This window comes from Pseudomonas sp. rhizo66 (genome assembly GCF_031931925.1).
GTDB lineage: Bacteria > Pseudomonadota > Gammaproteobacteria > Pseudomonadales > Pseudomonadaceae > Aquipseudomonas.
Genome location: NZ_JAUJWZ010000012.1, coordinates 20,031 through 42,482 on the forward strand (window position 1 = coordinate 20,031; position 22,452 = coordinate 42,482).

General features: G+C 60.6%; 20 protein-coding genes. 13 read left to right on the forward strand and 7 right to left on the reverse strand.

Annotated elements, in window-relative coordinates; all coding sequences use genetic code 11:
• Positions 1-23: 23 nt before the first annotated feature.
• The 3 genes from QZR14_RS15480 (at position 24) to argE (ending at position 2,417) form a co-directional block, all read left to right on the forward strand.
• Entirely contained in the window at positions 24-440 is a 417-nt protein-coding gene (locus QZR14_RS15480) for a RidA family protein (protein ID WP_039763092.1), read from the forward strand.
• 154 nt (positions 441-594) lie between these two features.
• The gene (locus tag QZR14_RS15485; RefSeq protein ID WP_250606680.1) at positions 595-1,272 is read left to right on the forward strand and encodes a DUF1028 domain-containing protein; all 678 of its coding nucleotides are present in this window, start codon (positions 595-597) and stop codon (positions 1,270-1,272) included.
• The gene (gene argE / locus QZR14_RS15490; RefSeq protein ID WP_311997026.1) at positions 1,269-2,417 is read left to right on the forward strand and encodes an acetylornithine deacetylase; all 1,149 of its coding nucleotides are present in this window, start codon (positions 1,269-1,271) and stop codon (positions 2,415-2,417) included. The genes QZR14_RS15485 and argE overlap by 4 nt, the downstream gene beginning before the upstream one ends.
• Before the next feature lie 18 nt (positions 2,418-2,435).
• On the opposite strand, the gene QZR14_RS15495 is transcribed toward argE, so the two are convergent.
• Positions 2,436-3,347, reverse strand: a complete 912-nt coding sequence (locus tag QZR14_RS15495) for a LysR family transcriptional regulator (protein ID WP_250606682.1) — start codon at positions 3,345-3,347, stop codon at positions 2,436-2,438.
• A 235-nt stretch (positions 3,348-3,582) separates the two neighbouring features.
• Between QZR14_RS15495 and QZR14_RS15500 the strand changes: the two genes are divergently transcribed.
• Entirely contained in the window at positions 3,583-4,998 is a 1,416-nt protein-coding gene (locus tag QZR14_RS15500; protein ID WP_007910838.1) for a purine-cytosine permease family protein, read from the forward strand.
• Positions 4,999-5,098: 100 nt separating this feature from the next.
• Complete coding sequence (locus QZR14_RS15505) at positions 5,099-5,722, forward strand: glutathione S-transferase family protein (protein ID WP_311997027.1); 624 nt, start codon at positions 5,099-5,101, stop codon at positions 5,720-5,722.
• 6 nt (positions 5,723-5,728) lie between these two features.
• Here the strand turns inward: QZR14_RS15505 and QZR14_RS15510 are convergent, their stop codons facing one another.
• Positions 5,729-6,226: a winged helix-turn-helix transcriptional regulator gene (locus QZR14_RS15510; RefSeq protein WP_311997028.1), complete on the reverse strand. Its 498-nt coding sequence runs from the start codon at positions 6,224-6,226 to the stop codon at positions 5,729-5,731.
• 98 nt (positions 6,227-6,324) lie between these two features.
• Between QZR14_RS15510 and QZR14_RS15515 the strand changes: the two genes are divergently transcribed.
• From QZR14_RS15515 to QZR14_RS15525, 3 genes are all read left to right on the forward strand, one after another.
• A complete protein-coding gene (locus QZR14_RS15515) occupies positions 6,325-6,963 on the forward strand; it encodes an isochorismatase family cysteine hydrolase (RefSeq protein WP_250606686.1) in 639 nt (212 codons plus the stop codon).
• Positions 6,960-8,555, forward strand: coding sequence for an aldehyde dehydrogenase (NADP(+)) (locus QZR14_RS15520; RefSeq protein WP_311997029.1), 1,596 nt, complete (start codon positions 6,960-6,962; stop codon positions 8,553-8,555). The genes QZR14_RS15515 and QZR14_RS15520 overlap by 4 nt, the downstream gene beginning before the upstream one ends.
• 421 nt (positions 8,556-8,976) lie before the next feature.
• Positions 8,977-9,456, forward strand: coding sequence for a hypothetical protein (locus QZR14_RS15525; RefSeq protein ID WP_311997030.1), 480 nt, complete (start codon positions 8,977-8,979; stop codon positions 9,454-9,456).
• Positions 9,457-9,592: 136 nt separating this feature from the next.
• On the opposite strand, the gene ptrR is transcribed toward QZR14_RS15525, so the two are convergent.
• A complete protein-coding gene (gene ptrR, locus QZR14_RS15530) occupies positions 9,593-10,471 on the reverse strand; it encodes a putrescine utilization regulator PtrR (protein ID WP_311997115.1) in 879 nt (292 codons plus the stop codon).
• Positions 10,472-10,574: 103 nt separating this feature from the next.
• On the opposite strand from ptrR, the gene QZR14_RS15535 reads away from it, so the two are divergent.
• Positions 10,575-11,966 carry an aldehyde dehydrogenase family protein gene (locus QZR14_RS15535; RefSeq protein ID WP_311997031.1) on the forward strand — a complete coding sequence of 464 codons (1,392 nt, stop codon included), beginning with the start codon at positions 10,575-10,577 and terminating at the stop codon, positions 11,964-11,966.
• Positions 11,967-12,215: 249 nt separating this feature from the next.
• Here the strand turns inward: QZR14_RS15535 and QZR14_RS15540 are convergent, their stop codons facing one another.
• Together QZR14_RS15540 and QZR14_RS15545 are read right to left on the reverse strand one after the other, a co-directional pair.
• A complete protein-coding gene (locus tag QZR14_RS15540; protein WP_311997032.1) occupies positions 12,216-13,760 on the reverse strand; it encodes an MFS transporter in 1,545 nt (514 codons plus the stop codon).
• A 132-nt stretch (positions 13,761-13,892) separates the two neighbouring features.
• A complete protein-coding gene (locus QZR14_RS15545) occupies positions 13,893-14,723 on the reverse strand; it encodes an oxidoreductase (protein ID WP_311997033.1) in 831 nt (276 codons plus the stop codon).
• A gap of 130 nt (positions 14,724-14,853) precedes the next feature.
• Here QZR14_RS15545 and QZR14_RS15550 point away from each other — a divergent pair, with 130 nt between their 5' ends.
• The gene (locus QZR14_RS15550; protein ID WP_250606692.1) at positions 14,854-15,744 is read left to right on the forward strand and encodes a LysR family transcriptional regulator; all 891 of its coding nucleotides are present in this window, start codon (positions 14,854-14,856) and stop codon (positions 15,742-15,744) included.
• 4 nt (positions 15,745-15,748) lie between these two features.
• Here the strand turns inward: QZR14_RS15550 and QZR14_RS15555 are convergent, their stop codons facing one another.
• Positions 15,749-16,915 (reverse strand): DUF1624 domain-containing protein, encoded by a 1,167-nt coding sequence (locus QZR14_RS15555; RefSeq protein ID WP_311997034.1) that lies wholly within the window; start codon positions 16,913-16,915, stop codon positions 15,749-15,751.
• Between the two features lie 217 nt (positions 16,916-17,132).
• Here QZR14_RS15555 and QZR14_RS15560 point away from each other — a divergent pair, with 217 nt between their 5' ends.
• A complete protein-coding gene (locus QZR14_RS15560; RefSeq protein WP_250606694.1) occupies positions 17,133-17,729 on the forward strand; it encodes a paraquat-inducible protein A in 597 nt (198 codons plus the stop codon).
• Positions 17,726-18,415, forward strand: coding sequence for a paraquat-inducible protein A (locus QZR14_RS15565; RefSeq protein ID WP_311997035.1), 690 nt, complete (start codon positions 17,726-17,728; stop codon positions 18,413-18,415). The genes QZR14_RS15560 and QZR14_RS15565 overlap by 4 nt, the downstream gene beginning before the upstream one ends.
• Here QZR14_RS15565 and ydiJ read toward each other — a convergent pair.
• On the reverse strand, positions 18,348-21,374 hold the full coding sequence (gene ydiJ, locus QZR14_RS15570) for a D-2-hydroxyglutarate dehydrogenase YdiJ (RefSeq protein WP_311997036.1): 3,027 nt from the start codon (positions 21,372-21,374) through the stop codon (positions 18,348-18,350). The two genes, QZR14_RS15565 and ydiJ, sit on opposite strands and share 68 nt — an antisense overlap.
• A gap of 157 nt (positions 21,375-21,531) precedes the next feature.
• Here ydiJ and QZR14_RS15575 point away from each other — a divergent pair, with 157 nt between their 5' ends.
• The gene (locus QZR14_RS15575; RefSeq protein WP_250606697.1) at positions 21,532-22,416 is read left to right on the forward strand and encodes a LysR substrate-binding domain-containing protein; all 885 of its coding nucleotides are present in this window, start codon (positions 21,532-21,534) and stop codon (positions 22,414-22,416) included.
• The last annotated feature ends 36 nt before the right edge of the window (positions 22,417-22,452 follow it).

The window sequence follows — 22,452 nt, forward strand, 5'->3', positions numbered from 1 at the left end:
CAAACCTTCTTCAGGAGCCCTTCATGAGCCAGCCCACCCACACCCGTATCCGCATGTTCAACACCAAGGACACCTACCCGAACCAGACGCTGGACAACGATCTGTGCCAAGCCGTGCGTGCCGGTAACACCGTGTATGTGCGCGGTCAGGTCGGCACTGATTTCGACGGCAATCTGGTCGGTCTGGGTGATCCGCGTGCGCAGGCTGAACAGGCCATGCGCAACGTCAAGCAACTGCTCGAAGAAGCCGGCAGCGACATGAGCCATATCGTCAAGACCACCACGTACCTGATCGACCCGCGTTATCGCGAGGCGGTGTATCAGGAAGTCGGCAAGTGGCTCAAAGGCGTGTTCCCGATCTCCACCGGGCTGGTGGTGTCGGCGCTGGGGCAGCCGCAGTGGTTGATGGAGATTGATGTGATTGCGGTGATTCCTGAGTAAGTCAGGAAACCGAGTCGCGGCGATCGCTGGCAAGCCAGCTCCCACAGGGATTTGAGTTGTTTGCAGATTTTGTGATCAACCCAATACCTGTGGGAGCTGGCTTGCCAGCGATGAGGCCCTCAAGGACAACATCTTCCTAGAAAGGAGTAAGCAGATGACCTTTTCAATCACAGCCCGCTGCGCCGAAACCGGCCAGTTCGGTGTCGCCATCAGTTCCTCCAGCATCGCCGTCGGCGCCCGTTGCCCGTGGCTGCTGCCCGGCGTTGGCGCGGTGTCGAGCCAGAACATCACCCTGCCGTCCCTCGGCCCGGAAGTCCTCGCGCTGATGGAGCAAGGCCTGGCGCCGGACGATGCGCTGGACAAAGTCCTCACGCGCAATGGCTACAGCCAGTACCGCCAGATCACCGCGATCAACCACCTCGGCCAGACCGCGCATTTCAGCGGTGCGCAAACCCTCGGCGTGCACAATGCCGTGACCGGCGAGCAGTGCGTCGCCGCCGGCAACATGCTCGCCGGGCGCTCGGTGATCGAAGCGATGGTCAGCGCCTTTGAGGACGGCGAAGGGCAACTCGCTGATCGCCTGCTCAGAGCCCTGCACGCCGCGCAAGCCCTCGGCGGTGAAGCCGGCCCGGTACATTCGGCCGCTGTCGTGGTGGTCGGCGAGCAGACCTGGCCGATCGTCAACCTGCGCGTCGACTGGGCCGATGAAGACCCGATCGGCCAGTTGCAAAAGCTCTGGGACGCCTATGCGCCGCAGCTTCAGGATTATATCGACCGCGCCCTCGATCCGGCCAAAGCGCCGGGCTATGGCGTGGCTGGGGATGATCGATGAACAGTGTCGAGTTGCTCAAGGCGCTGGTGGCGTTCGACACCACCAGTCGCGAATCCAACCTGCAACTGATCGAATTCGTCCGCGATTACCTCGAAGGTTTCGACGTACCTTGCGCGCTGATCTACAACGATGAGCGCAGCAAAGCCAACCTGTTCGCCACGATCGGCCCGGTGGATCAACCGGGCATTGTGCTGTCCGGGCATACCGATGTGGTGCCGGTCGATGGCCAGCCGTGGACGTTGCCGCCGTTCGAACTGACCGAGCGCGACGGCAAAGTGTTCGGGCGTGGCACGGCGGACATGAAGGGCTACATCGCCTGCGTGCTTGCCCTGGTGCCGTCACTGGTTAAAACGCCGCTGCGCATGCCGGTGCACATTGCCTTGTCCTATGACGAAGAAGTCGGCTGCCTCGGCGTGCGTTCATTGCTCAAGGTTTTGCAGCAACGCCCGATCAAACCGTTGTTGTGCATCATCGGCGAACCGACCGAACTGAAACCGGTGCTCGGTCATAAAGGCAAACTGGCGATGCGCTGCGATGTGCAGGGCCATCCGTGCCATTCGGCGTATGCGCCGCTCGGGGTCAATGCGATTGAATACGCCGCCGAACTGATCGCCGAACTGGGCCGCCTCGGTCAGCAACTGAAAGCGCCGGAGCATCACGATACGCGCTTCGATCCGCCCTACAGCACGGTGCAGACCGGGGTGATCAGCGGCGGCAAGGCCTTGAACATCGTGCCCGCCGATTGCCGTTTCGATTTCGAGATCCGCGCCCTGCCCTCACAGGATCCGGCCCTCGTCGCCGAAGCGCTGCAAGCCTATGCCGAACGCGAAGTGCTGCCGCGTATGCGCGCGGTCAGTGCGCAGAGTGATATTCGCTTCAGCGCCCTGTCGGCGTATCCGGGGCTGGCCACCGATGCGCAAAGCCAGGCCGCCGAGTTGATCTCTGCGTTCTGCGGTTCGAAGGATTTCGGCACCGTGGCGTTTGGCACTGAAGGCGGGTTGTTTGATGCAGTGGGCATTCCCACCGTGGTGTGCGGCCCCGGCAGCATGGATCAGGGTCACAAACCCGATGAGTTTGTCAGCCTCGATCAACTGCAGGCGTGCGATGACATGCTTCAGCGCTTGCTGGCGTTTATCAGTCTTTGACAGGCGGCTCGGCGGCACTCACGGGTGCAGTCGGGCCAGCTCTTCGCGGCAGTGATCGACAAACAACTGCGCCGGTTTGGTCAGTTGCACGCGACGCAGCCAAGCCGCCGACAATCCCGAACCGGTGACGTCTTCCGCCAGCGGCACACAGACGACTTGCTGACCATCGTAGGTGTAGTCACTGAACGGTTTGGTCACCAGAATCGAAAAGCCGAAACCGTTGCCGACCATGCCGCGCACCATCTCGATCGACGGTGAGCTGAAGACAATGTTCGGCGTCAGCCCGCGCTCTTCGAAGATGCTCACGAAATAGGTTCGGCTCGGCACCACGTCGAGCAGGATCATCGGTTCCAGCACCAGATCATCCAGCGAGACCTTGGCCTGTTGCGCGAAGCGATGGCTGGCCGGCAGCAATGCGTAAGGCTGTTGCGGCGGCATCAGTGGTGTGGTTTCGATGGTGCTGTCCAGGTCGTGTTCGAACATCATCGCCACGTCAATGCTGCCGGCGGTGAGGGCCTGCACCAGTTCTTGTTGTTCGCCATCACGAATGCGGATTTCCACCCCCGGCCAGCGCGCCTTGAAACCGGCGATCAGGCGCGGCAGGTACAGCGGCGCGACGGTTTCGAAACAGCCGATATCGATCTGCCCCGCGACCACATCGTTATCGGCCAGCGCGTTCTGCTCGAACTCGTGGGCCACCCGCAGCAGCTCCAACGCCTTGCGATAGAACCGCGAGCCACTGGGCGTCAGCGAGACGCCCTGGGCGTGGTGGCGGATAAACAGCTGCACACCGAAACTTTCTTCCAGGTGCTTGATGGCGGTGGAGACCGACGGTTGCGCGATGTAGAGCTTGCGCGAGGCTTCGGCGACGCTGCCGCAGTCGGCGGTGGTGACGAAGTATTTGAGCTGGCGCAGGTTGTAGGCGGCCATGTGAGTCTCCCAAAGAGCGCGGGTGTTCGCCCTGTTTCCCTGGCGCACGATCAAGCTTGAACATACCGGAGGCTGGCGCCAGCCCAAGCATATTTTTTTTAAGGTCTGTAGCAACAAACTTACTAATTTATCTATCCCGACGCTTTGCACATGATCACTTCAACAAGAAATGCGCCGCCCGTGCCGGCGCTTGCCGAAGTACGTCCACGTACTCATCCTTGCCTTGGAGTTCGTCATGGCTACCCCTGCAGCATCCTCCGCTCCGCTGATTGAAAAACACACGATAGGCTACGTGCCCCCCGAAGATCGCCATGGAAAGGTCAGGGATCTGTTCACCCTCTGGTTCGGCGGCAACATCGCGCCGTTGCCCATCGTCACCGGTGCGCTGGGCGTGCAGTTGTTTCACTTGAATCTGCTCTGGGGCATCGTCGCGATTCTGGTCGGCCATCTGGTCGGTGGTGTGCTGATGGCACTGCATTCGGCACAGGGCCCACAGATGGGCATCCCGCAGATGATCCAGAGCCGCGCGCAATTCGGCTCCCTCGGCGCGTTGCTGGTGGTGCTGATTGCCGGCGTCATGTACATCGGTTTCTTCGCCTCCAACATCGTGCTGGCCGGCAAGTCGCTGCATGGCGTGGTCGACAGCGTTCCAGTGCCGGTCGGCATCGTCATCGGCGCGGTTGGCTCGGGGATCATCGGCATCATCGGCTACCGCTTTATCCACGTGCTCAACCGCATCGGCACCTGGGTGCTGGGGATCGGCATCGTTGTCGGCTTCGGCTACATCTTCACCCACATTCAGACTGACGACTTCCTCACCCGGGGCAGCTTCAACCTCTCCGGTTGGCTGGCCACCGTGTCGCTCGCCGCGTTGTGGCAGATCGCGTTTGCGCCGTACGTGTCCGACTATTCGCGCTACTTGCCGGCGGACGTGAAAGTCTCGTCGACATTCTGGACCACGTATCTGGGCTCGGCGCTGGGTTCAAGTCTGGCGTTCATCTTCGGTGCCGTCGCGGTGCTGGCCACGCCCGTGGGCATGGACACCATGGACGCGGTGAAACTCGCCACCGGTTCCATTGGCCCGCTGATGCTGGTGCTGTTCCTGCTCAGCGTGATCAGCCACAACGCCCTCAACCTCTACGGCGCGGTGCTGTCGTTGATCACGCTGGTGCAAACCTTCGCCTACCGCTGGATCCCCACCGCCAAAAGCCGCGCAGTGATCTCGATCATCGTGTTGCTGGCCTGCTGCTTTGCCGCCGTCGGTGCCTCGAAGGACTTCATCGGCCACTTCGTCGACATGGTGCTGGTATTGCTGGTGGTGTTGGTGCCGTGGACGGCGATCAACCTGATCGACTTCTACGCGATCCACAAAGGCCAGTACGACATCCAGTCGATCTTCCAGGTCGACGGCGGCATCTACGGGCGCTACAACCCGCAGGCGTTGCTGGCCTATGCGATCGGCATCGCCGTGCAGATCCCGTTCATGAACACGCCGCTGTACGTCGGCCCGGTGTCGGCGCATATCAACGGTGCGGATCTGTCCTGGCTGGTGGGACTGCTGGTGACCTCGCCGTTGTATTTCTGGCTGGCCAACCGCGACACGTCCTATCGCCGGCGGATGATGGGCGGGAAACTGGCGAGCAGTCTGTGAGATTGATGCGCTGAAAAACGAAGGCCCGCACTGTGCGGGCCTTCTCTGTTGCGGTGTGGTATTTCTTTACACCTGACAACGATTGGGTAAGGGACATCCAATGCTGCGAATACTCGGTAAAGCCTCATCGATCAACGTGCGCAAGGTCTTGTGGACATGCGCTGAATTGCACATTCCTTTCGAGCGTGAAGACTGGGGATCGGGGTTCAGATCGACCAACGATGCGGAATTTCTCGCGCTCAATCCCTGCGCCATGGTGCCGGTGATTCAGGACGGCGATTTCACGTTATGGGAATCGAACACGATCATTCGTTATCTGGCGTCGCGCTATGACGGTTCGCAGCTCTATCCGAGCGAACCGCAAGCCCGGGCGCGGGTTGATCAGTGGATCGACTGGCAAGCGTCGGAGCTGAATCGCTCGTGGTCGTATGCGTTTCTGTCACTGGTGCGCCAATCACCGGAGCATCAGGACAACGCCGCACTGGCAGCCGGTTGCCGCGACTGGGCGCGGAACATGGCCATCCTCAACCGGCAACTGGACAAGACCGGTGCCTACGTCAGCGGCGCAGAGTTTTCCCTGGCGGACATTCCCATCGGGCTGTCGGTAAACCGCTGGTTCGAAACGCCATTGGCTCACCCGGACTTTGCCGCGGTGACAGCCTATTACGAACGCTTGAGCCTGCATCCCGGCTACAGGCTGCACGGTCGAAACGGCACGCCGTGATCAAGGTTACTTGCTTTTGAACGCCTCACGCCGCGCCTGCCGTTCGGCGGCGTAGGCTGCCTGTGGCTGGCTGATCAGGTCTTCCCGACGCAACGGTTCGCCGCAGTGTTCGCACAGTGGCCCGAGGCCGGCGCCGTGGTTGCAGCTTTTGTGGGTCATGTTCACCGCCAGCCCCTCCTCCGGTGATTTGCACCAGGTCTCTCCCCACGCACGCAACGCAATGATCACCGGGTAGAACGCCTCGCCTTTCGCGGTGAGGTGGTACTCGTAGCGTTTCGGCCGCTCGTTGTATAACCGGCGTTCAACCAGCCCATCCGCTTCCAGACATTTCAGACGCGCGGCGACCATTTGCGGCGTACCGCCGGTCTGCGCCTGGATCTCGTCATAGCGATGATTGGCCATGAACAACTCGCGCAAAACCAGCACGGTCCAGCGGTCGCCGACGATCGTCTCGGCCCGTGAGATCGGGCACAGCGTGTCGGGAAGACTATCGTTTACTGCCATCAGGGCTTGCCTCTTTTACAGTTACTATGATTATCATATCTACAGGATGCCGGGACAAGCCCTGTGCACCGATAATCCCATTGCCGGAGCAAGCCGCCATGTCGAATACCCCCTATCCGCTGGACAGAACCGCCTACCTGTTGGTCGATCCGTACAACGATTTTCTTTCGGACGGTGGCAAGATTTTCCCTCTGATCAAACCGATGGCCGAGCAGAACGGCCTGCTCGACAACCTGCGCAAACTCGACCGCACCGTTCGCGACTTGAACATTCGGGTGGTCATCGTACCCCATCACCGCTGGGAAAAAGGCGACTACGAAACCTGGGACCACCCGACCCCGACCCAATGCAAAATCATGCACATGCATCATTTTGCCCGTGGCGAATGGGGCGGCGAATGGCACCCGGATTTCGCCCCGAAGGATGGCGATATCGTGGTGCAGGAACACTGGGGGTCCAGTGGTTTCGCCAACACCGACCTGGATTTTCGCCTAAAACAGCAAGGTGTCACCCACGTGATCGTCGTCGGCCTGCTGGCCAACACCTGCATCGAAGCCACCGCCCGCTATGCCTCGGAACTGGGCTACCACGTCACCCTCGTCCGCGATGCAACAGCAGCCTTCAAAGCGGAAATGATGCACGCCGCCCACGAACTCAACGGCCCGACATTCGCCCACGTCATTGCCAGCACCGACGAACTGATTGCCAACCTCAAATCACAAGGTGAAGCGCAATGAATCTGACCGGCCATTTGCTGATCGGCGAGACGGATGTCGCCGCCACCGAAGGCACGATGAAAGCGCTGAATCCGGCCACTGATCAATTGATCGAACCGGACTTCGCCTTCGGCGGTGCCGCACAGGTTGATCAGGCTGCAACACTCGCCGATACAGCGTTCGACCACTACAGCCACACCTCACTGGCCGAACGTGCCGCATTTCTCGAAACCATCGCTGACAACCTTGATGAGGTGCGCAGCGAACTGGCCGTACGCGCTGCGCTGGAAACCGGACTGCCCGAAGCTCAGCTTGAGGGCGAAGCGTTGAGAGCCGCCACCCAGTTCCGCCAGTTCGCGGATGTCGTGCGCAAGGGCCGCTTCCTGCAACTGGCGATCGACCCGGCGCAGCCCGAGCGTCAGCCGCGCCCACGGATGGATCATCGTCTGCAAAAAATCGCCATCGGCCCGGTGGCGATTTTCGGCGCGAGCAACTTCCCGATTGCCTACTCGGTGGCGGGTGGCGATACCGCGTCTGCACTGGCGGCCGGCGCCACCGTGATTCTCAAGGCCCACAACACACATCCCGGCGCCTCGGAAATCCAGGCGCGGGCCATTCGTAAAGCCGTGCAGGCCCATGGCTTGCACGAAGGTGTTTTTTCGATGGTGCGTGGCGGCGGTAATGCCATAGGCGAAGCGCTGGTCGATCATACGCTGATCAAGGCGGTGACCTTCACCGGCTCCGAACCCGGTGGCATGGCGCTGTATCGCCGCGCGCAATTGCGCCCCGAGCCGATCCCGGTGTTCACCGAGATGACCAGCGTCAACCCGACCTTCATCCTGCCCGATGCGCTGGCGGCTCGCGGCGCCGAGATCGGTGACGGCTTTATCGAGCGCATGCTGGTCAACGTTGGTCAGGCCTGTTTGTGTCCTTCGATCCTGATCGCCATTCGCGGTGCGGGGTTTGAGGCGTTGCGCAGCACCATGCGCAAACGGGTCGGCGAAGCACCGGCGCGGACAATGCTGACGCTGGGTATTCATGGCGCCTACGTCGAGGGTCTGATGGCCTTGGAACGTGCCGGCGCGCAGGTGATCGCGGCAGGCACGCCGGCCGAAGCCACGCTCGCCGGACGTGCTGCGTTGCTGGAAGTCGAGGGACAGCAATTGCTCAGCGAACCGGCATTGGCCCATGAAGTGTTTGGCCCGTCGGCGCTATTGGTTGCGGTCAACGATGAAGCCGAGTTGCTGGCCGTCGCCCGTTCGTTCAAGGGTCAGCTCAGCGCGGCGATTCACCTTGAAAGTGTCGATCTGGAATTGGCGCGGTGCCTGCTGCCAATCCTCGAACGCCGCACCGGACGCATCGTGGTTAACGCCTTCGCCCACCCACAGGAAGTGACCTTCGCCACCGTACACGGCGGGCCGTTTCCGGCTACATCGGACAGCCGTTTCACCTCGGTCGGCATGACCTCGATCGAACGCTTCTTGCGTCCCGTGGCGTATCAAGGGTTTCCCGATGAGTTGCTGCCAGAGGTGTTGCGCGAAGGGAATCCGCTGAATCTGCCGCGCAGTATTGACGGGGCGTTTTTTACTGCCCTCATCCACGCCTATAAGTAAACCCATGCATCAACTCCAGACTTTACTGGAAAAACGTGCCGGGAATCTCGTCCGCCGGGTTGCCGCTGATGTGAATGATCGGGTAATGGGTTTAAAGCGGGTAGCGAGCACCGTGGGATAGATGATCTCGACCATCTCCTATTTATAGCCCGGCAGATTGTCGAGGAATGACTTTGCAACTCGCGGCCACGATTGGATAGTTGCACAGCGCGATCCTGCAAAGTGCCGTAGGAAAACAACACGGCGTGTAATGTCAGGGTGGTCATGGCGCATCGTTACTTGGCCAACCGCGTTCATATTTTTTACGAAAAAACAACTGTCACTTATGACAGTTACGAATAGAAAATCCTTTGTTAATCTGTGGTCCGGGTAAATACCCATTACAGAACATTTTTCATTTAATCAATCAAGGAATTTAAAAATGAAAACTTCCGACCAGAAATTAGAGTTTGCTGCTAGCAATCCGACCCATAAAAAACACCCCAACGACTCATTCACGGCAACTTTAACGCCTCCACGAAGATACACAGGCGAACACTTTGAAGCCGACTGGATTCAATGCATCCCCTCTACTCAAGACGGGACCTTCCTTATCACGGGTCGCTACGATGAAGGAGGTGGTGATGCTTATGTAGGCATCCAAATTATCTTCCAGAAAGACCTACCAGACGGTGAACATGAAGTGGGACCAAAGGGAAGCGCCGTCAGTGGAAACCTCGCCTTCCTGTCATCATGGTCTATCAATACCGAAATCCTCAGGGCAAAAAAAGGAAAATTTCATTTACAGAGAATCGCCCATAACTCTATTAACGCAACCATCGATATGGAGTTCGAGTACAACAACGAAACCATTAAAGTTTCAAATGGGAAGGTATTCGTTACAATCGACACTCCAGTTTAATTTTAGTTGATAGTTATGCAGCCCAGGTGGTTTGAAATAAACGTGCTGCCAGTCGCGATTTTAAGTATTCACCGCGACTGGTACGCACGTTGCTAATCGAAAATTTTTCCACCACAGAAACACTCAAAAACCTGCCTCATTCCTCAGCCCGCACCACCCCGCGCTCTTCGAGCAAACGCACAAACATGCTCAGGCTGCGCGACACCGTGCCCCGCCGCCACACCAGCCATGTAGTCAAATAGCGAAAATCCGCCGCCAATGGCCAGACGCTGACGGTCGCACTGCCGGGCATGCTCTGGAGCATTTTGCGCGGCATCAGCGCCAGGCCGGCACCGGCGCTGACGCAGGCGAGCATGCCGTGGTACGACTCCATTTCGAAAATCTTGCCCGGTACGGCCGCGTCGGTGCTGAACCATTTTTCGAAGTGATGACGATAGGAGCAGTTGGAACGGAAGGCATAAATGTTCTCGCCGTTTACGTCCGCCGCGCGCTTGACAGGCGCGTGGTTGATCGGGGCGATGATGACCATTTCCTCCTCGAATGCCGGCACGCCCTCCAGCGTCGGATGCAACACCGGACCATCGACAAACGCTGCGGCGAGGCGCCCAGAGAGCACGCCGTCGATCATGGTGCCGGACGGTCCGGTGGACAGGTCCAGATCGACTTTCGGGTGCAATTGGTTGTACGCCGCCAGCAACTCGGGAATGCGCACCGCTGCCGTACTTTCCAGTGAACCCAGCGGAAACGCGCCCTGCGGTTCCTCGCCCGCCACCGTTGCCCGGGCCTCTTGCACGAGGTCGAGAATCCGCCGCGCGTATTCAAGAAAACTCCACCCGGCCGGCGACAAACGCAAACGACTTTTCTCACGGATAAACAGATCAACGCCCAGATCCTGCTCAAGTTGCTTGATCCGCGTGGTCAGGTTCGACGGCACGCGATGGATCTGCGAGGCGGCGGCGCTGATGCTGCCGTGCTCGGCAACGGCTTTGAAGATTTCCAGTTGCACCAGATCCACAGTCATTCTCCAATCGTGAAAGAAACGATCTTTATTATTCAGTTTCCAGAAAACAAACACCACCCTACTCTAGGCTCATCCGACGAACCTGCAGGACGATGCCATGAGCCAGATTTCCAGCCAGACCCACGCCATCTCGATCAACCCCGCCACTGGCGAGCAGATCGGTCACTACGCGTTTGAATCCGCGCAAGCGCTCGACGCCGCACTGACCCGCGCCGCTTATGGCTTCGGCAAATGGAAGCGCAAGCCGTTGCAGGATCGCTCGCGTTTGTTGACCACCCTCGCCGGTGCGCTGCGCGAAACCAGCGAAGCCATGGCCACCATGATCACCCTGGAAATGGGCAAGCCAATCGCCCAGGCCCGTGGTGAAATCGAGAAATGCGCCAAGCTCTGCGAGTGGTACGCCGAACACGGCCCGGCCATGCTTGACGCTGAACCGACCCAGGTTGAAGGCGGCAAGGCGCGCATCGAGTACCGTCCGCTCGGCCCGATCCTCGCGGTGATGCCGTGGAACTTCCCGATCTGGCAAGTGCTGCGCGGTGCCGTTCCGGCGCTGATCGCCGGCAACACTTACGTTCTCAAACATGCGCCGAACGTGATGGGCAGCGCCTACCTGTTGCGCGATGCCTTCACCCGCGCCGGTTTCGCCGAGGGTGTTTTTGAGGTGATCAACGTCACCCCGGAAGGGGTTTCCACCGCGATCGCCGATCCGCGCATTGCCGCTGTGACCCTGACCGGTAGCGTGCGTGCCGGTATGGCGATCGGCGCTCAGGCCGGTGCCGCGTTGAAGAAATGCGTGCTGGAACTGGGCGGCTCCGATCCGTTTATCGTCCTCAACGACGCCGATCTGGATGAAGCGGTACAAGCGGCAGTCATCGGTCGCTACCAGAACTCCGGTCAGGTCTGCGCCGCAGCCAAGCGCCTGATCATCGAAGCAGGCGTGGTCGAAGAATTCACCCGCAAGTTCGTCGAGGCCACGCGCAAGTTGAAGGTCGGTGATCCGCTGTCTGCCGAGACCTACATCGGCCCGATGGCACGTTTCGACCTGCGTGAAGAACTCGACCAGCAAGTGCGCGACACCCTGGAAGAAGGCGCAACGTTGTTGCTCGGCGGCGGTAAATCCGAAGGCACGGGCAACTACTACGAGCCGACGGTGCTGGCCGATGTCACCGACCGCATGACCTCGTTCAAACAGGAACTGTTCGGCCCGGTCGCGTCGATCATCACCGCCCGCGATTGCGCGCATGCCGTGGCCTTGGCCAACGACAGCGAGTTCGGCCTGACCGCCACGATCTACACCGCCAACGTGGCACTGGCCCAGCAACTGACCAGCGAACTGGACACCGGCGGCGTGTTCATCAACGGCTACTCCGCCAGCGACCCGCGCGTGACCTTTGGCGGCGTGAAGAAGAGCGGTTTCGGTCGTGAACTGTCGCACTTCGGCGTACGTGAGTTCTGCAATGCACAGACCGTGTGGCTGGATCGCAAATAATCCAGACACCGGAAAACCCTGTAGGAGTGGGCCTGCTCGCGATAGCGGTGCATCAAGCGATGAAGATGCTGAATGCACCGGCCCCATCGCTGGCAAGCCAGCTCCCACAATGACTGCGGTGTAACCACTGATGCTGCAGACGCCTTTGGACCCTGTGGGAGCTGGCTTGCCAGCGATAGCGGCGCATCAGTCAACACTTATGCCGACTGATACTCCGCTTTCGCCAGCAGGTTCGCTCCCACATTGGGTTTATGCGGCAGTCTGTTGTGGCTCGGCGACGCTGCGATCTTTGCTCAACAATCCCAGCACCACCGCCGCCGACACCAATGTGATCACCGTCAGAATGTGCAGCAGATACTGAAACGCCGACGCATAACCTTGCACCAAACGCTCGTTGGCCAGCCCCGGAACGCTGTTGATCGCATGGGCCATATCGCCCGTGGTCACCCGGTGCGCGGTCTCGGCGATCAGCGACGCCTCGGCACTGCCTGTCACCACGTGCACGGCACTCGACAAATCAGCGTGCAGCAATGACGCCAGCACTGCCGCGACAATCGCCAAGGCAATCCCCTCACCCGCCACGCGCACGGTGCTAAAGATACCCGCCGCCATGCCAGCGCGTTCTTTCGGCACGACACTGACCGACAAACCATCCATCAGTCCCCAAGGCAAACCGGCGCCCATACCGATCAGCAACATCGGCACCAGCAGCGCGAACTTCGGCTCACCGACGTTGTACAGACTCAGCCAATGCAAGCCCACGGCGGCAATCAGGAACCCGGCACCGGACAAGATACCGGCGGAAACCAAGCGCGCCAGCGACGCGGCCAGCATCGGCACCACCAGCATCGGCGCCGACAACGCCAGCAACAGCAGACCGGCATCGATCTCGCTCAGACCCTCAACGCCGATGAAGCGCAGCGGCAACATCACCACCAGCACGATGTAGCAGAAACAGGTGCCGATCGGCAGCATCTGCACGCCAATGAAGCGCGGATAACGAAACAAGGTCAGGTCCAGCATCGGCCGTTCGACACGCATTTCGACGATCACGAACGCTGCCAGCAACACGGCCGAAGCGCCCAATAGACCGAGCACCAGCGGACTGTCCCAACCACTGTCCGGCGCCTGGATCAGGCCAAACGTGAACAGCGCCAGCATTGCGCTGAACACCAGCGTGCCCGGCCAGTCCAGCCCTTTGGCCTGCGGGTCGCGGGTTTCGCGCATGCGCGGCACCCCGAAAACCAGCGCGATGATTCCAATCAACGCGGTGAAGATAAAAATCGCCCGCCAGTTGAAGACCTCGATCAGCGCGCCGGCGACCAGCGGACCGAAGGCCAGACCAATGCCAAACGTAGTGCCGAGCACGCTGTACGCCCGGGTCCGGGCATGCCCTTCGAACTCTTGCGCCAACGCCGCCGAACCGCTGGCCAGCGCCGCCGCCCCCGCGACACCTTGAACCGCGCGCAACACGTCCAGCCAGAACACCGAAGGCGCCAGACTTTGCGCGATCGACGCAACGGTGAACAGCAGCATGCCGAAGGTGAACAGGCGTTTACGTCCGTATACATCAGCCAACGCCCCGGCGGCCATCAGCAAACTGCCGAACGACAACATAAACGCATTGGTGATCCAGGTCAGCGCCACCGGGCTGCCGCCCAAGGCCCGGCCGATGGCCGGTGTCGCCACCGCACCGCCAGTAAAACTTAACGGCAGGACCAGTGCCGAGAGACACACTGCGGCCAGTATGAGCAACTTGTCTCGCGCTCCGTGCGGCTGAGTCATAGAAATCATTCGTTCCATCCTTTGAGAAATCACAAAGCTGCGTTGCGCAGCGAATAAGGCGCGAAATACACAGAAAAATCCACCGAAGTTTGCGCACGAAAAAGATGAGAGCGAGCAGCCTCGCTCTCACAGCTCCGGCGTTCAGTTGGCGAAATCGGTAGACAGCGCCAGCTCATTCCACTCGGCCAGTTCTTGCGCCACCCACCGATTCTTCGCCTCGATCCGCGCAACCGTGTCACTGCCCAGCGCCAGGCGCAGCGGCGGATTCGGCGCATTGACCAGCACCAGCATCGCCTCGGCCAACTTCAACGGATCACCCGGCTGCGCATGGTTGGCCGCCTCGGCGAAAGCACGCATCTTGCCAACGGTTTCGTCATAGTCCGCCAGCTCAAGCCGGGTTTTGATCAGCGACTGTTCATCAAGGAAATCCGTGCGGAAGAAGCCCGGCTCGACCACCGTGGCTTGAATGCCCAGCGGCGCCAGTTCCTGATGCAATGCCTCGGTAATGCCCTCGACGGCAAATTTGGTCGAGCCATACACGCCCCAGCCCATATAAGCCTGGTAGCCGCCGATCGACGAGATGTTGATCACCCGACCACTGCGTTGCGCCCGCATATGCGGCAACACCGCGCGGGTGACGTTGAGCAGGCCGAACACGTTGGTGGCAAACAGACGCTCGGTCTCGCTGGCACTGGTTTCTTCGACGGCGCCGAGCACACCAAAACCGGCGTTGTTGATCAGCACATCGATACGGCCAAAACGCTTGATGCCTTCGGCAACCGCTTGGTGCGTTTGCTCCTCACGGGTGACGTCGAGACGCACCGCCAGCAGGTTCGGCTGATCGCCGAGGCGGTCGGTGATGTCTTGCGGGTTGCGCGCGGTAGCGATGACCGCGTCACCGGCACGCAAGGCCTGTTCAGCGATGAGGATGCCAAAACCACGGGAAGCGCCAGTAATGAACCAGGTACGCATATCAACTCCTCCGGTCTGCAAGCCCGGCAACGGTGCCGGGTCTTGTTAATGAGTTGATGCGACTTTAAGGCCGTGCTACTGATGCGATAATCCCAACAAATTTGCATGACTTTGTGAAAGGCATTCACAGATGAAATCACCTTCAGCGGCAGATCTGTCCGTGTTCCTGTGCACCGCGCAGCACTTGAATTTCAGCAAAGCGGCCATCGAACTGGGCCTCACGCCCTCCGCTTTGAGCCATTCGGTAAAGGCCCTGGAAAACCGCCTCGGCGTGCGCCTGTTCAATCGCACCACCCGCAGCGTGGCGTTGACCGAGGCTGGCGAGCGTCTGTATGCGCGGCTGAAACCGGCGTTTCGCGACATCGACGACGCCTTGGAAGACCTCAACCATTTCCGCGATAAACCCTCGGGCAACCTGCGCATCACCTGCGGGCGGCAAGCCTGCGAACTGGTGTTGCTGCCGATTGCCAGCGAGTTTTTGCAGGCATATCCGGACGTTCATCTGGAAGTGGTCGAGAGCGATGCACTGTTGGATATCGTCGCCAGCGGGTTCGATGCCGGCGTGCGCTTCGGCGATCGCCTCGAAGCCGATATGGTGTCGTTGCCGATTGGCCCGACAATGCGTTCGGTGGTGGTCGGCTCACCCGCGTTTTTCCAACGCCATGCGGCACCGCAAAAACCTGCGGACCTGCACGGTTTGCCGTGTATCCGCCACCGTTTCCCGAGCGGCTCGCTGTATCGCTGGGAACTCGAACGTGGTGGCGTCGCCCAGGAAATAGAAGTCAACGGGCCGCTGACCCTCGGCGATGTCAGCCTGATGGTCGGGCCCGCACTGCAGGGGCTGGGACTGGCTTATGTGTTCGAAGACATGGTCAGCGAACACCTCGCCAGCGAGCGGCTGGTGCAAGTGCTGGCAGACTGGTGCCCGTACTATCCGGGTCTGCACCTGTACTACCCGAGCCGGCGCCATGTACCGGCGCCGCTGAAGGCGTTTATCGACTTCGTGCGCAACCGGCGGTAGGCATCTACAGATATTTCAACCAGGCCATGTCGCGGCGCCGGGCCTTCAACGCCGAGAACCAGCGCACGGCCGGGAACAGCGCAACCGCCAGAATCACCGACGCCAACCAGATCGCCGCCACCGACGAAAAGCCGAAATAGCTGCCTTGATTCAGCCCGAACAGGGCCACACCGATCAGGTACAACACCTTCAACGTGTACAGATGCAGCAGATAGAAAAACATCGGCGCCGAACCGAACACGGTCAGCCAACGAATCCAGCGACGATCCTGTACACGCTCGAACGCCAGTAGCAGTAACAGCCCGGCGCTCACGGTCAGCGCGATAAACAACAACGACGGTGGGTACTTGGTGATGTTGAAAAAGCTCATCAGGGTTTTCACCGACGTGTCGCCCACGGCCCATGGTTTTTCGCCATAGCCGTTGATCAGCCGTAGCCCGACAAAACCCAGCAGCCCCGCGCTACCCGCGATCAGCAGGTGGCACTGACGCAAACCCGCTTCAAAGCCGCGAGCAAACCATGGCCCCAGCGCATAACCCAGACCGATCACACCGATCCATGGCAGCAACGGATAGGAAGTGCGCAGGCGCAGATTTTCGCTGATTTCGATCCAGCCGCGATCATGCAAAATCGCCCATGGCACGTGCAGCGCCGACTCCACTGGAAAATGCACCGCGTCGAGCAGGTTGTGTCCAGCGATGATCGCCAGGCTCAACGCCAGCAACAGCCAGCGCGGCAGCCAGACCAGCAGCGACAGGGCGATCATGCTCAAGCCGATCGCCCAGATCACTTGCAGATAAATCACGCTCGGCGGCAGCTGGAACGTCCAGGCGAAGTTCACCAGCGTGAACTCCAGCACCACCAGAAACAGGCCGCGCTTGAACAGAAACGCACTGACATCGGCCTTGCCCGCGTACTTTTCGCCGAACAACCACGCCGACAATCCCGTCAGCAGCACGAATACCGGCGCACACAGATGCGCCAGGGTGCGACTGAAGAACAGCGCCGGCTCGGTGCTGGCAATGTCCATCGGATCAGCGACCTGGCGATGCAGCAAAAAGGTTTCACGCACGTGGTCCAGCAGCATGAACAGAATGACCAGGCCTCTGAGGGCATCGATGGACAGCAACCGGCCAGTCAACGGGGCAGAACGGGGAAGCACAATCGTCATAAGCGTTTCGCAATCGAAGGGATAACAGCGGGCGCCGACAAGGACTGCCCTGAAAAATTTGCGTTACCTTATAACACCAAAAAGCAAATTCCCAAGCCCAATCGATAGCAGTTCTCAGAAAACCCTGCCGATCACGCCGCCCGGGTTGCCCTCCGGCCTCAGGCTTCTATAGTGATCAGGTCCCCCTGCCCTTGCGGCGTGCTGTCGAGCGTTGTCCATGGTCAACACCGAACACCTGATCATCTGCGAGCACTGCGACTGCGTGTACGAAAAAGCCGTGCTGGGCAAACACCAGAAAACCTCGTGCGTGCGTTGCGGCGGCGTACTCCAGCGTTTCAACGGTTTGACCGTCGAACAGCGTCTGGCCCTGACCTTCACGGCGGCGATGCTGTGGCTGTTCGCCAACTTTTATCCGGTGATGAGCATCAGCCTCAAAGGCCTGAAAAACAGCGCGACGCTTTGGGATTCGGTGCTGGCGCTGAGTCAGGGGCCGATCACGTTCATGGCGATGGTCGCGGCGATCTCGATCATCATTGCCCCGGCGTTTCAACTGGTGCTGCTGGTCTGGGTGTTGAGCTTTGCCTTGGGTGAAAGGCGCGCACCGGGCTTCAAGTTGTGCATGCGCTGGCTGGAAACCCTGCGGCCGTGGAGCATGCTCGAAGTGTGCCTGCTGGGGGCGATGGTGGCGGTGTTCAAACTGGCCGGATTGCTCGACGTGTTGCCCGGTATCGGCCTGTTCGCGCTAGCCGTGCTGAGCTTGATGATGATCAGGATCGCCGGCCGCGACATCCGCGACCTCTGGGACATTCCATGAAACGGCCACCGACTGCCAGCGAACTCAATCTGTGCCTGTGCCACAGCTGCGGACTGGCTTGCGACATGACCGACGAGCCGCACGAGTGCCCGCGCTGCGATGCGCCGCTGCACCGGCGCAAGACGAACTCGCTGACGCGCACCTGGGCCTACATGCTCGCGGCACTGGCGTTTTACGTGCCGGCCAATCTGCTGCCGGTGATGAACACCACCATGCTCGGCAGCGGCGCCGACAGCACGATCATGAGCGGCGTGCTGGAGTTCTGGCAGCACGGCGCGTGGGACATCGCGCTGATCATTTTCATCGCCAGCATCGCCGTGCCGGGCGTCAAGTTCGTCGCCCTGTCGCTGTTGTTGATCACCGTGCAACGCGACAGTGGCTGGGCACGCCGGGAGCGCTCGAAAATGTTCCGCTTCGTCGAGCTGATCGGCTACTGGTCAATGCTCGATGTGCTGGTGGTCGCACTGGTTGCAGCGCTGGTGAAATTCCAGACACTGGGCGATATCGAACCGCGGCCGGGCATCCTGTTCTTCGGCATGGTCGTGGTGCTGACCATGCTCTCGGCAATGAGCTTCGACCCCCGGCTGATCTGGGACAACGCTCCAGACGATGAACCACTCAGCGACGCAGAACCGCCAGCAGCACCTGTAACGGATGACGCAGTGCCTGATCCGACTGGCGCTTGACCTGACTGCGGCAGGAATAACCGGTCGCCAGTGCTTCGCCCTGCTCCGCCGGCGCGTCGACCTGACGGGCCCACGACTGCTCGTAGATCACCGCCGAGGTTTCACGATTGCGCGCTTCGTGGCCGTAAGTGCCGGACATGCCGCAGCAACCGGTGGCTTGCGTGGCCAGTTTCAACCCTGCGCGCTCAAACACCTGTTCCCACTGGCGGGTGGCGGCCGGGGCGTTGGTTTTCTCGGTGCAATGGGCGAGCAGTCGGAACGATGCAGTTTTATCCTGCGCCGCCTGCTCTGGCATCACCTTCAGCAACCATTCCTGCACCAGCGCGACTTCCGGGCATTGCTCCATGCCGGGGACTTTCAGGTATTCCTGGCGATACACCAGCGTCATCGCCGGATCGAGGCCCAGCAACGGCACTCCCACATCGGCCAATTCGCGCAACTGCCGAGCATTGCGCAACGCCGCGCGGTTGAACGCCGAGAGGAAGCCCTGCACGTGCAGCGGCTTGCCGTTGGCGCTGAACGGCGCCAGATAGACCTGATAGCCCAGACGTGAAATCAGCTCGACCAGATCGGCCAACAGCGGCGCTTCGAAGTAGCGGGTGAAGGCATCCTGCACGATGACCACACTGCGTTCGCGTTGCGCTGGAGTCAGCGCCGCCAAGGTCGACACCGTCGCCGGTTGCACCTGCCAGCGGCGCATCGCCGCGTGGAAATCGAAGCGACTGAGCAACGGCACGTCGATCATGCCGCCGACGCGCTCCAGCAGACGACGAACCCACGCAGCGCCCATCAACCCGTTGTACAGCGCCGGAATCCGCGCCATGTACGGGATGCTGTATTCCAGCGAGGCGATCAGGTAATCCCGCGCCGGGCGCAGATAACGGCTGTGATACAGCTCGAGAAACCGCGAGCGAAACTCCGGCACATTGACCTTGACCGGGCACTGCCCCGCGCAGGATTTGCACGCCAGGCAACCGGCCATTGCGTCGTAGACTTCGTGGGAAAAGTCTTCGGCCTGCGCGCGGCTGTTGCGCCAGCGCTGCCACAACGTGCTGAAAAACGCTGGCTTGCGAATCGCATCCGACAACACATCGACACCCGCCTCGCCCTGCAAACGCAGCCACTCGCGAATCAACGAGGCGCGACCCTTGGGCGATTGCGCACGCTCACGGGTGGCTTTCCACGACGGGCACATTGCATCGTCGGGGTCGAAGTTGTAGCAGGCGCCGTTGCCGTTGCAGTGCATGGCCGCGCCGTAGCTCTGCCAGACTTTTTCGTCTATCTGCCGATCCAGTTCACCGCGCAAAGTCACTTCGTCGATTTTCAGCAGCGCAGCGCCAGTGTTGGCCGGGGTGGCGATTTTGCCGGGGTTGAACTGATTGAACGGGTCGAACGCGGCCTTCAAGGCTTGCAGCGCGGGGTACAGTTCACCGAAGAAGGCCGGTGCGTATTCGGAGCGCAAGCCTTTGCCGTGCTCACCCCACAACAGGCCACCGTAACGCTGGGTCAGCGCAGCGACGCCATCGGACACCGGACGCACCAACGCGGCTTGCTGCGGGTCTTTCATGTCGAGAATCGGCCGCACGTGCAGCACGCCTGCATCGACATGGCCGAACATGCCGTACTGCAAACCGTGGCTGTCGAGCAAGTCGCGCAACTCGGCGATATATTCGGCCAGGTGTTGCGGCGGCACCGCGGTGTCTTCCACAAACGGCTGCGGCCGCGCTTCACCGGCGACGTTGCCGAGCAGGCCCACCGCACGTTTGCGCATGCCGTAGACCTTGTTTACCGCGGCGTGCCCGACCGCCAGCGTGTGGCCCAAACGCTCGACCGTGCGGTCGCTGCTCAAGTGCTCGACAAACGCCTCGACCCGGCGTTGCAACTCTTCGGGATCGTCGCCGCAGAACTCCACCAGGTTGATGCCAAGCGTCGGCCGCTCGGCGCTTTCCGGGAAATACTCGGCGACGCCATGCCAGACGATGTCCTGCATCGCCAGCAGCAAGACTTTCGAGTCAACGGTTTCGATCGACAAGGGTTTGAGCGCCATCAAGGCGCGGGCGTCGCGCAGTGCGTCCATGAACCCGGCGTAGCGGATATTCACCAACATGGTGTGCTTGGGGATCGGCAAGACATTCAGCCGCGCTTCGACGACAAACCCCAGCGAGCCTTCGGCACCGCAGAGCACGCTGTTGAGGTTGAAACGGTTGTCCGCCTCACGCAGGTGCGCCAGGTCATAACCGGTCAGGCAGCGGTTGAGGTCGGGGAAACGCTCTTTGATCAGCTCACCCTGCTCATCAATGATTTGCCGGGCGCAGCGATAGACTTCGCCGACGCGATCTTCGCGGGCGCACAGGGCTTCGAGTTCGCTCTCCTCAAGCGGCAGCCCGTGCAGGCGCTCGCCACCACGCAGGACCATATCGAGCTCAAGCACATGGTCGCGGGTCTTGCCGTAGGTGCAACTGCCCTGACCGCTGGCGTCGGTGTTGATCATGCCGCCGACGGTGGCGCGGTTGGAGGTCGACAGCTCCGGGGCGAAAAACAGCCCGGCGGATTTCAATGCGGCGTTGAGCTGATCCTTGACCACCCCGGCCTGCACGCGCACCCAGCGTTCTTCAACGTTGATTTCCAGAATGCGGTTCATGTGCCGCGACAGGTCGACGACGATGCCATCGGTCAGCGATTGGCCGTTGGTGCCGGTGCCACCACCGCGCGGTGTGATCACCACTTGCTGGTACGCCGGTTCGGCGATCAGCCGCGCCACCCGCGCCACGTCCTCGGCGTCCCGCGGAAACACCACCGCTTGCGGCAGACGCTGATAGATCGAATTGTCCGTCGCCAGCACCACGCGGCTGGCGTAATCGGCGCTGATTTCACCGCGAAAACCGCTGGCTTTCAGGGCTGTCAGGAACTGCTGGTAATCGCTGGTCAGGGCTTTGGCGGGGGACAGCTGGGCAATCATCGGTCAGGTTATCTCGGTCAAATCGGGCCGCGTGGCGGTAAACAGTTGTACGCAACGAATGATTGCGTCAGGCTCCGCCATCTCATGGTGCCCATGTTCATTGCTGGCGAACGTCGGGACAACCGTAAATTCGACCCGCTATTGATGACTTTTACGAATGAATCCGCGCACGCTCACCCCTTCCATGTCGTTATTGCTGGCTTTCGAAGCAGCCGCACGCCACGAAAGCTATACCCGCGCCGCCCATGAACTGTCGCTGACGCAGAGCGCAGTCAGCCGTCAGGTGCAGATTCTCGAGAAGATGCTCGGCATGCGCCTGTTCACGCGCGAAGGCCGGCAAGTGGTGCTGACCGACGTCGGGCGCATGTACCAGCGTGAACTCGCCGAAGCGTTGGGGCAGATTCGCAGCGCGACGTTGCAGGCGATGGCGTTTGGTTCGGGCATTCACAGCCTGCGCCTGGCGACGCTGCCGACCTTCGGTTCGAAATGGTTGCTGCCACGGCTGAAGGATTTCTACACCGCGCATCCGGGCATGACCGTGCACTTGCATTCGCGAATCGAAGCAATCGACTTCGACACCAGCGAAATCGACGCAGCGATCTGCGTCGGCGGCGGTGACTGGCCGGGATTGACCGCCCTGCCCCTGCACACCGAAGAACTGGTGGTGATCGCCAGTGCGCAGTTGTCCGACGCTGAACGCGATGACGCCAAACAGCACATCGCCGGGCAACTGCTGCTCAACGTCAGCAGCAATGCCCAGGCCTGGGCGGAATGGTTCAGCCATCACGGCTTGCCGCACCGCAGCATGCGCATCGGGCCGAGCTTTGAAATGACCTCGCACTTGATTCAGGCAGTGCGGGCCAATATTGGCGTGGGATTGGTGCCGCGGATTCTGGTTGAGGATGAGTTGTTGAAAGGTGAGCTGTTGCAACTGGGCGAGCCGATTACCAGTCGTCGCAGCTATTACCTGGTGTATCCGCCGCGTAATGAAAATCTGCCGTCGCTGAAAGCGTTTCGGGATTGGTTGGTGCATACACTCTGAAAGAATGAGTTGCTGCCATTCGCGAGCAGGCTCGCT

Excerpts from the sequence above, each read along its gene's own strand:
- QZR14_RS15560 (WP_250606694.1), top strand. The coding sequence starts at position 17,133 with ATGGTCAACACCGAACACCTGATCATCTGCGAGCACTGCGACTGCGTG.
- QZR14_RS15575 (WP_250606697.1), top strand. The coding sequence starts at position 21,532 with ATGAATCCGCGCACGCTCACCCCTTCCATGTCGTTATTGCTGGCTTTC.
- QZR14_RS15520 (WP_311997029.1), top strand. The coding sequence starts at position 6,960 with ATGAATCTGACCGGCCATTTGCTGATCGGCGAGACGGATGTCGCCGCC.
- QZR14_RS15515 (WP_250606686.1), top strand. The coding sequence starts at position 6,325 with ATGTCGAATACCCCCTATCCGCTGGACAGAACCGCCTACCTGTTGGTC.
- QZR14_RS15510 (WP_311997028.1), bottom strand. The coding sequence starts at position 6,226 with ATGGCAGTAAACGATAGTCTTCCCGACACGCTGTGCCCGATCTCACGG.
- QZR14_RS15495 (WP_250606682.1), bottom strand. The coding sequence starts at position 3,347 with ATGGCCGCCTACAACCTGCGCCAGCTCAAATACTTCGTCACCACCGCC.
- QZR14_RS15485 (WP_250606680.1), top strand. The coding sequence starts at position 595 with ATGACCTTTTCAATCACAGCCCGCTGCGCCGAAACCGGCCAGTTCGGT.
- QZR14_RS15480 (WP_039763092.1), top strand. The coding sequence starts at position 24 with ATGAGCCAGCCCACCCACACCCGTATCCGCATGTTCAACACCAAGGAC.
- QZR14_RS15550 (WP_250606692.1), top strand. The coding sequence starts at position 14,854 with ATGAAATCACCTTCAGCGGCAGATCTGTCCGTGTTCCTGTGCACCGCG.
- QZR14_RS15505 (WP_311997027.1), top strand. The coding sequence starts at position 5,099 with ATGCTGCGAATACTCGGTAAAGCCTCATCGATCAACGTGCGCAAGGTC.
- QZR14_RS15540 (WP_311997032.1), bottom strand. The coding sequence starts at position 13,760 with ATGATTTCTATGACTCAGCCGCACGGAGCGCGAGACAAGTTGCTCATA.
- QZR14_RS15555 (WP_311997034.1), bottom strand. The coding sequence starts at position 16,915 with ATGACGATTGTGCTTCCCCGTTCTGCCCCGTTGACTGGCCGGTTGCTG.
- QZR14_RS15545 (WP_311997033.1), bottom strand. The coding sequence starts at position 14,723 with ATGCGTACCTGGTTCATTACTGGCGCTTCCCGTGGTTTTGGCATCCTC.
- QZR14_RS15565 (WP_311997035.1), top strand. The coding sequence starts at position 17,726 with ATGAAACGGCCACCGACTGCCAGCGAACTCAATCTGTGCCTGTGCCAC.
- ydiJ (WP_311997036.1), bottom strand. The coding sequence starts at position 21,374 with ATGATTGCCCAGCTGTCCCCCGCCAAAGCCCTGACCAGCGATTACCAG.
- QZR14_RS15535 (WP_311997031.1), top strand. The coding sequence starts at position 10,575 with ATGAGCCAGATTTCCAGCCAGACCCACGCCATCTCGATCAACCCCGCC.
- QZR14_RS15500 (WP_007910838.1), top strand. The coding sequence starts at position 3,583 with ATGGCTACCCCTGCAGCATCCTCCGCTCCGCTGATTGAAAAACACACG.
- QZR14_RS15525 (WP_311997030.1), top strand. The coding sequence starts at position 8,977 with ATGAAAACTTCCGACCAGAAATTAGAGTTTGCTGCTAGCAATCCGACC.
- argE (WP_311997026.1), top strand. The coding sequence starts at position 1,269 with ATGAACAGTGTCGAGTTGCTCAAGGCGCTGGTGGCGTTCGACACCACC.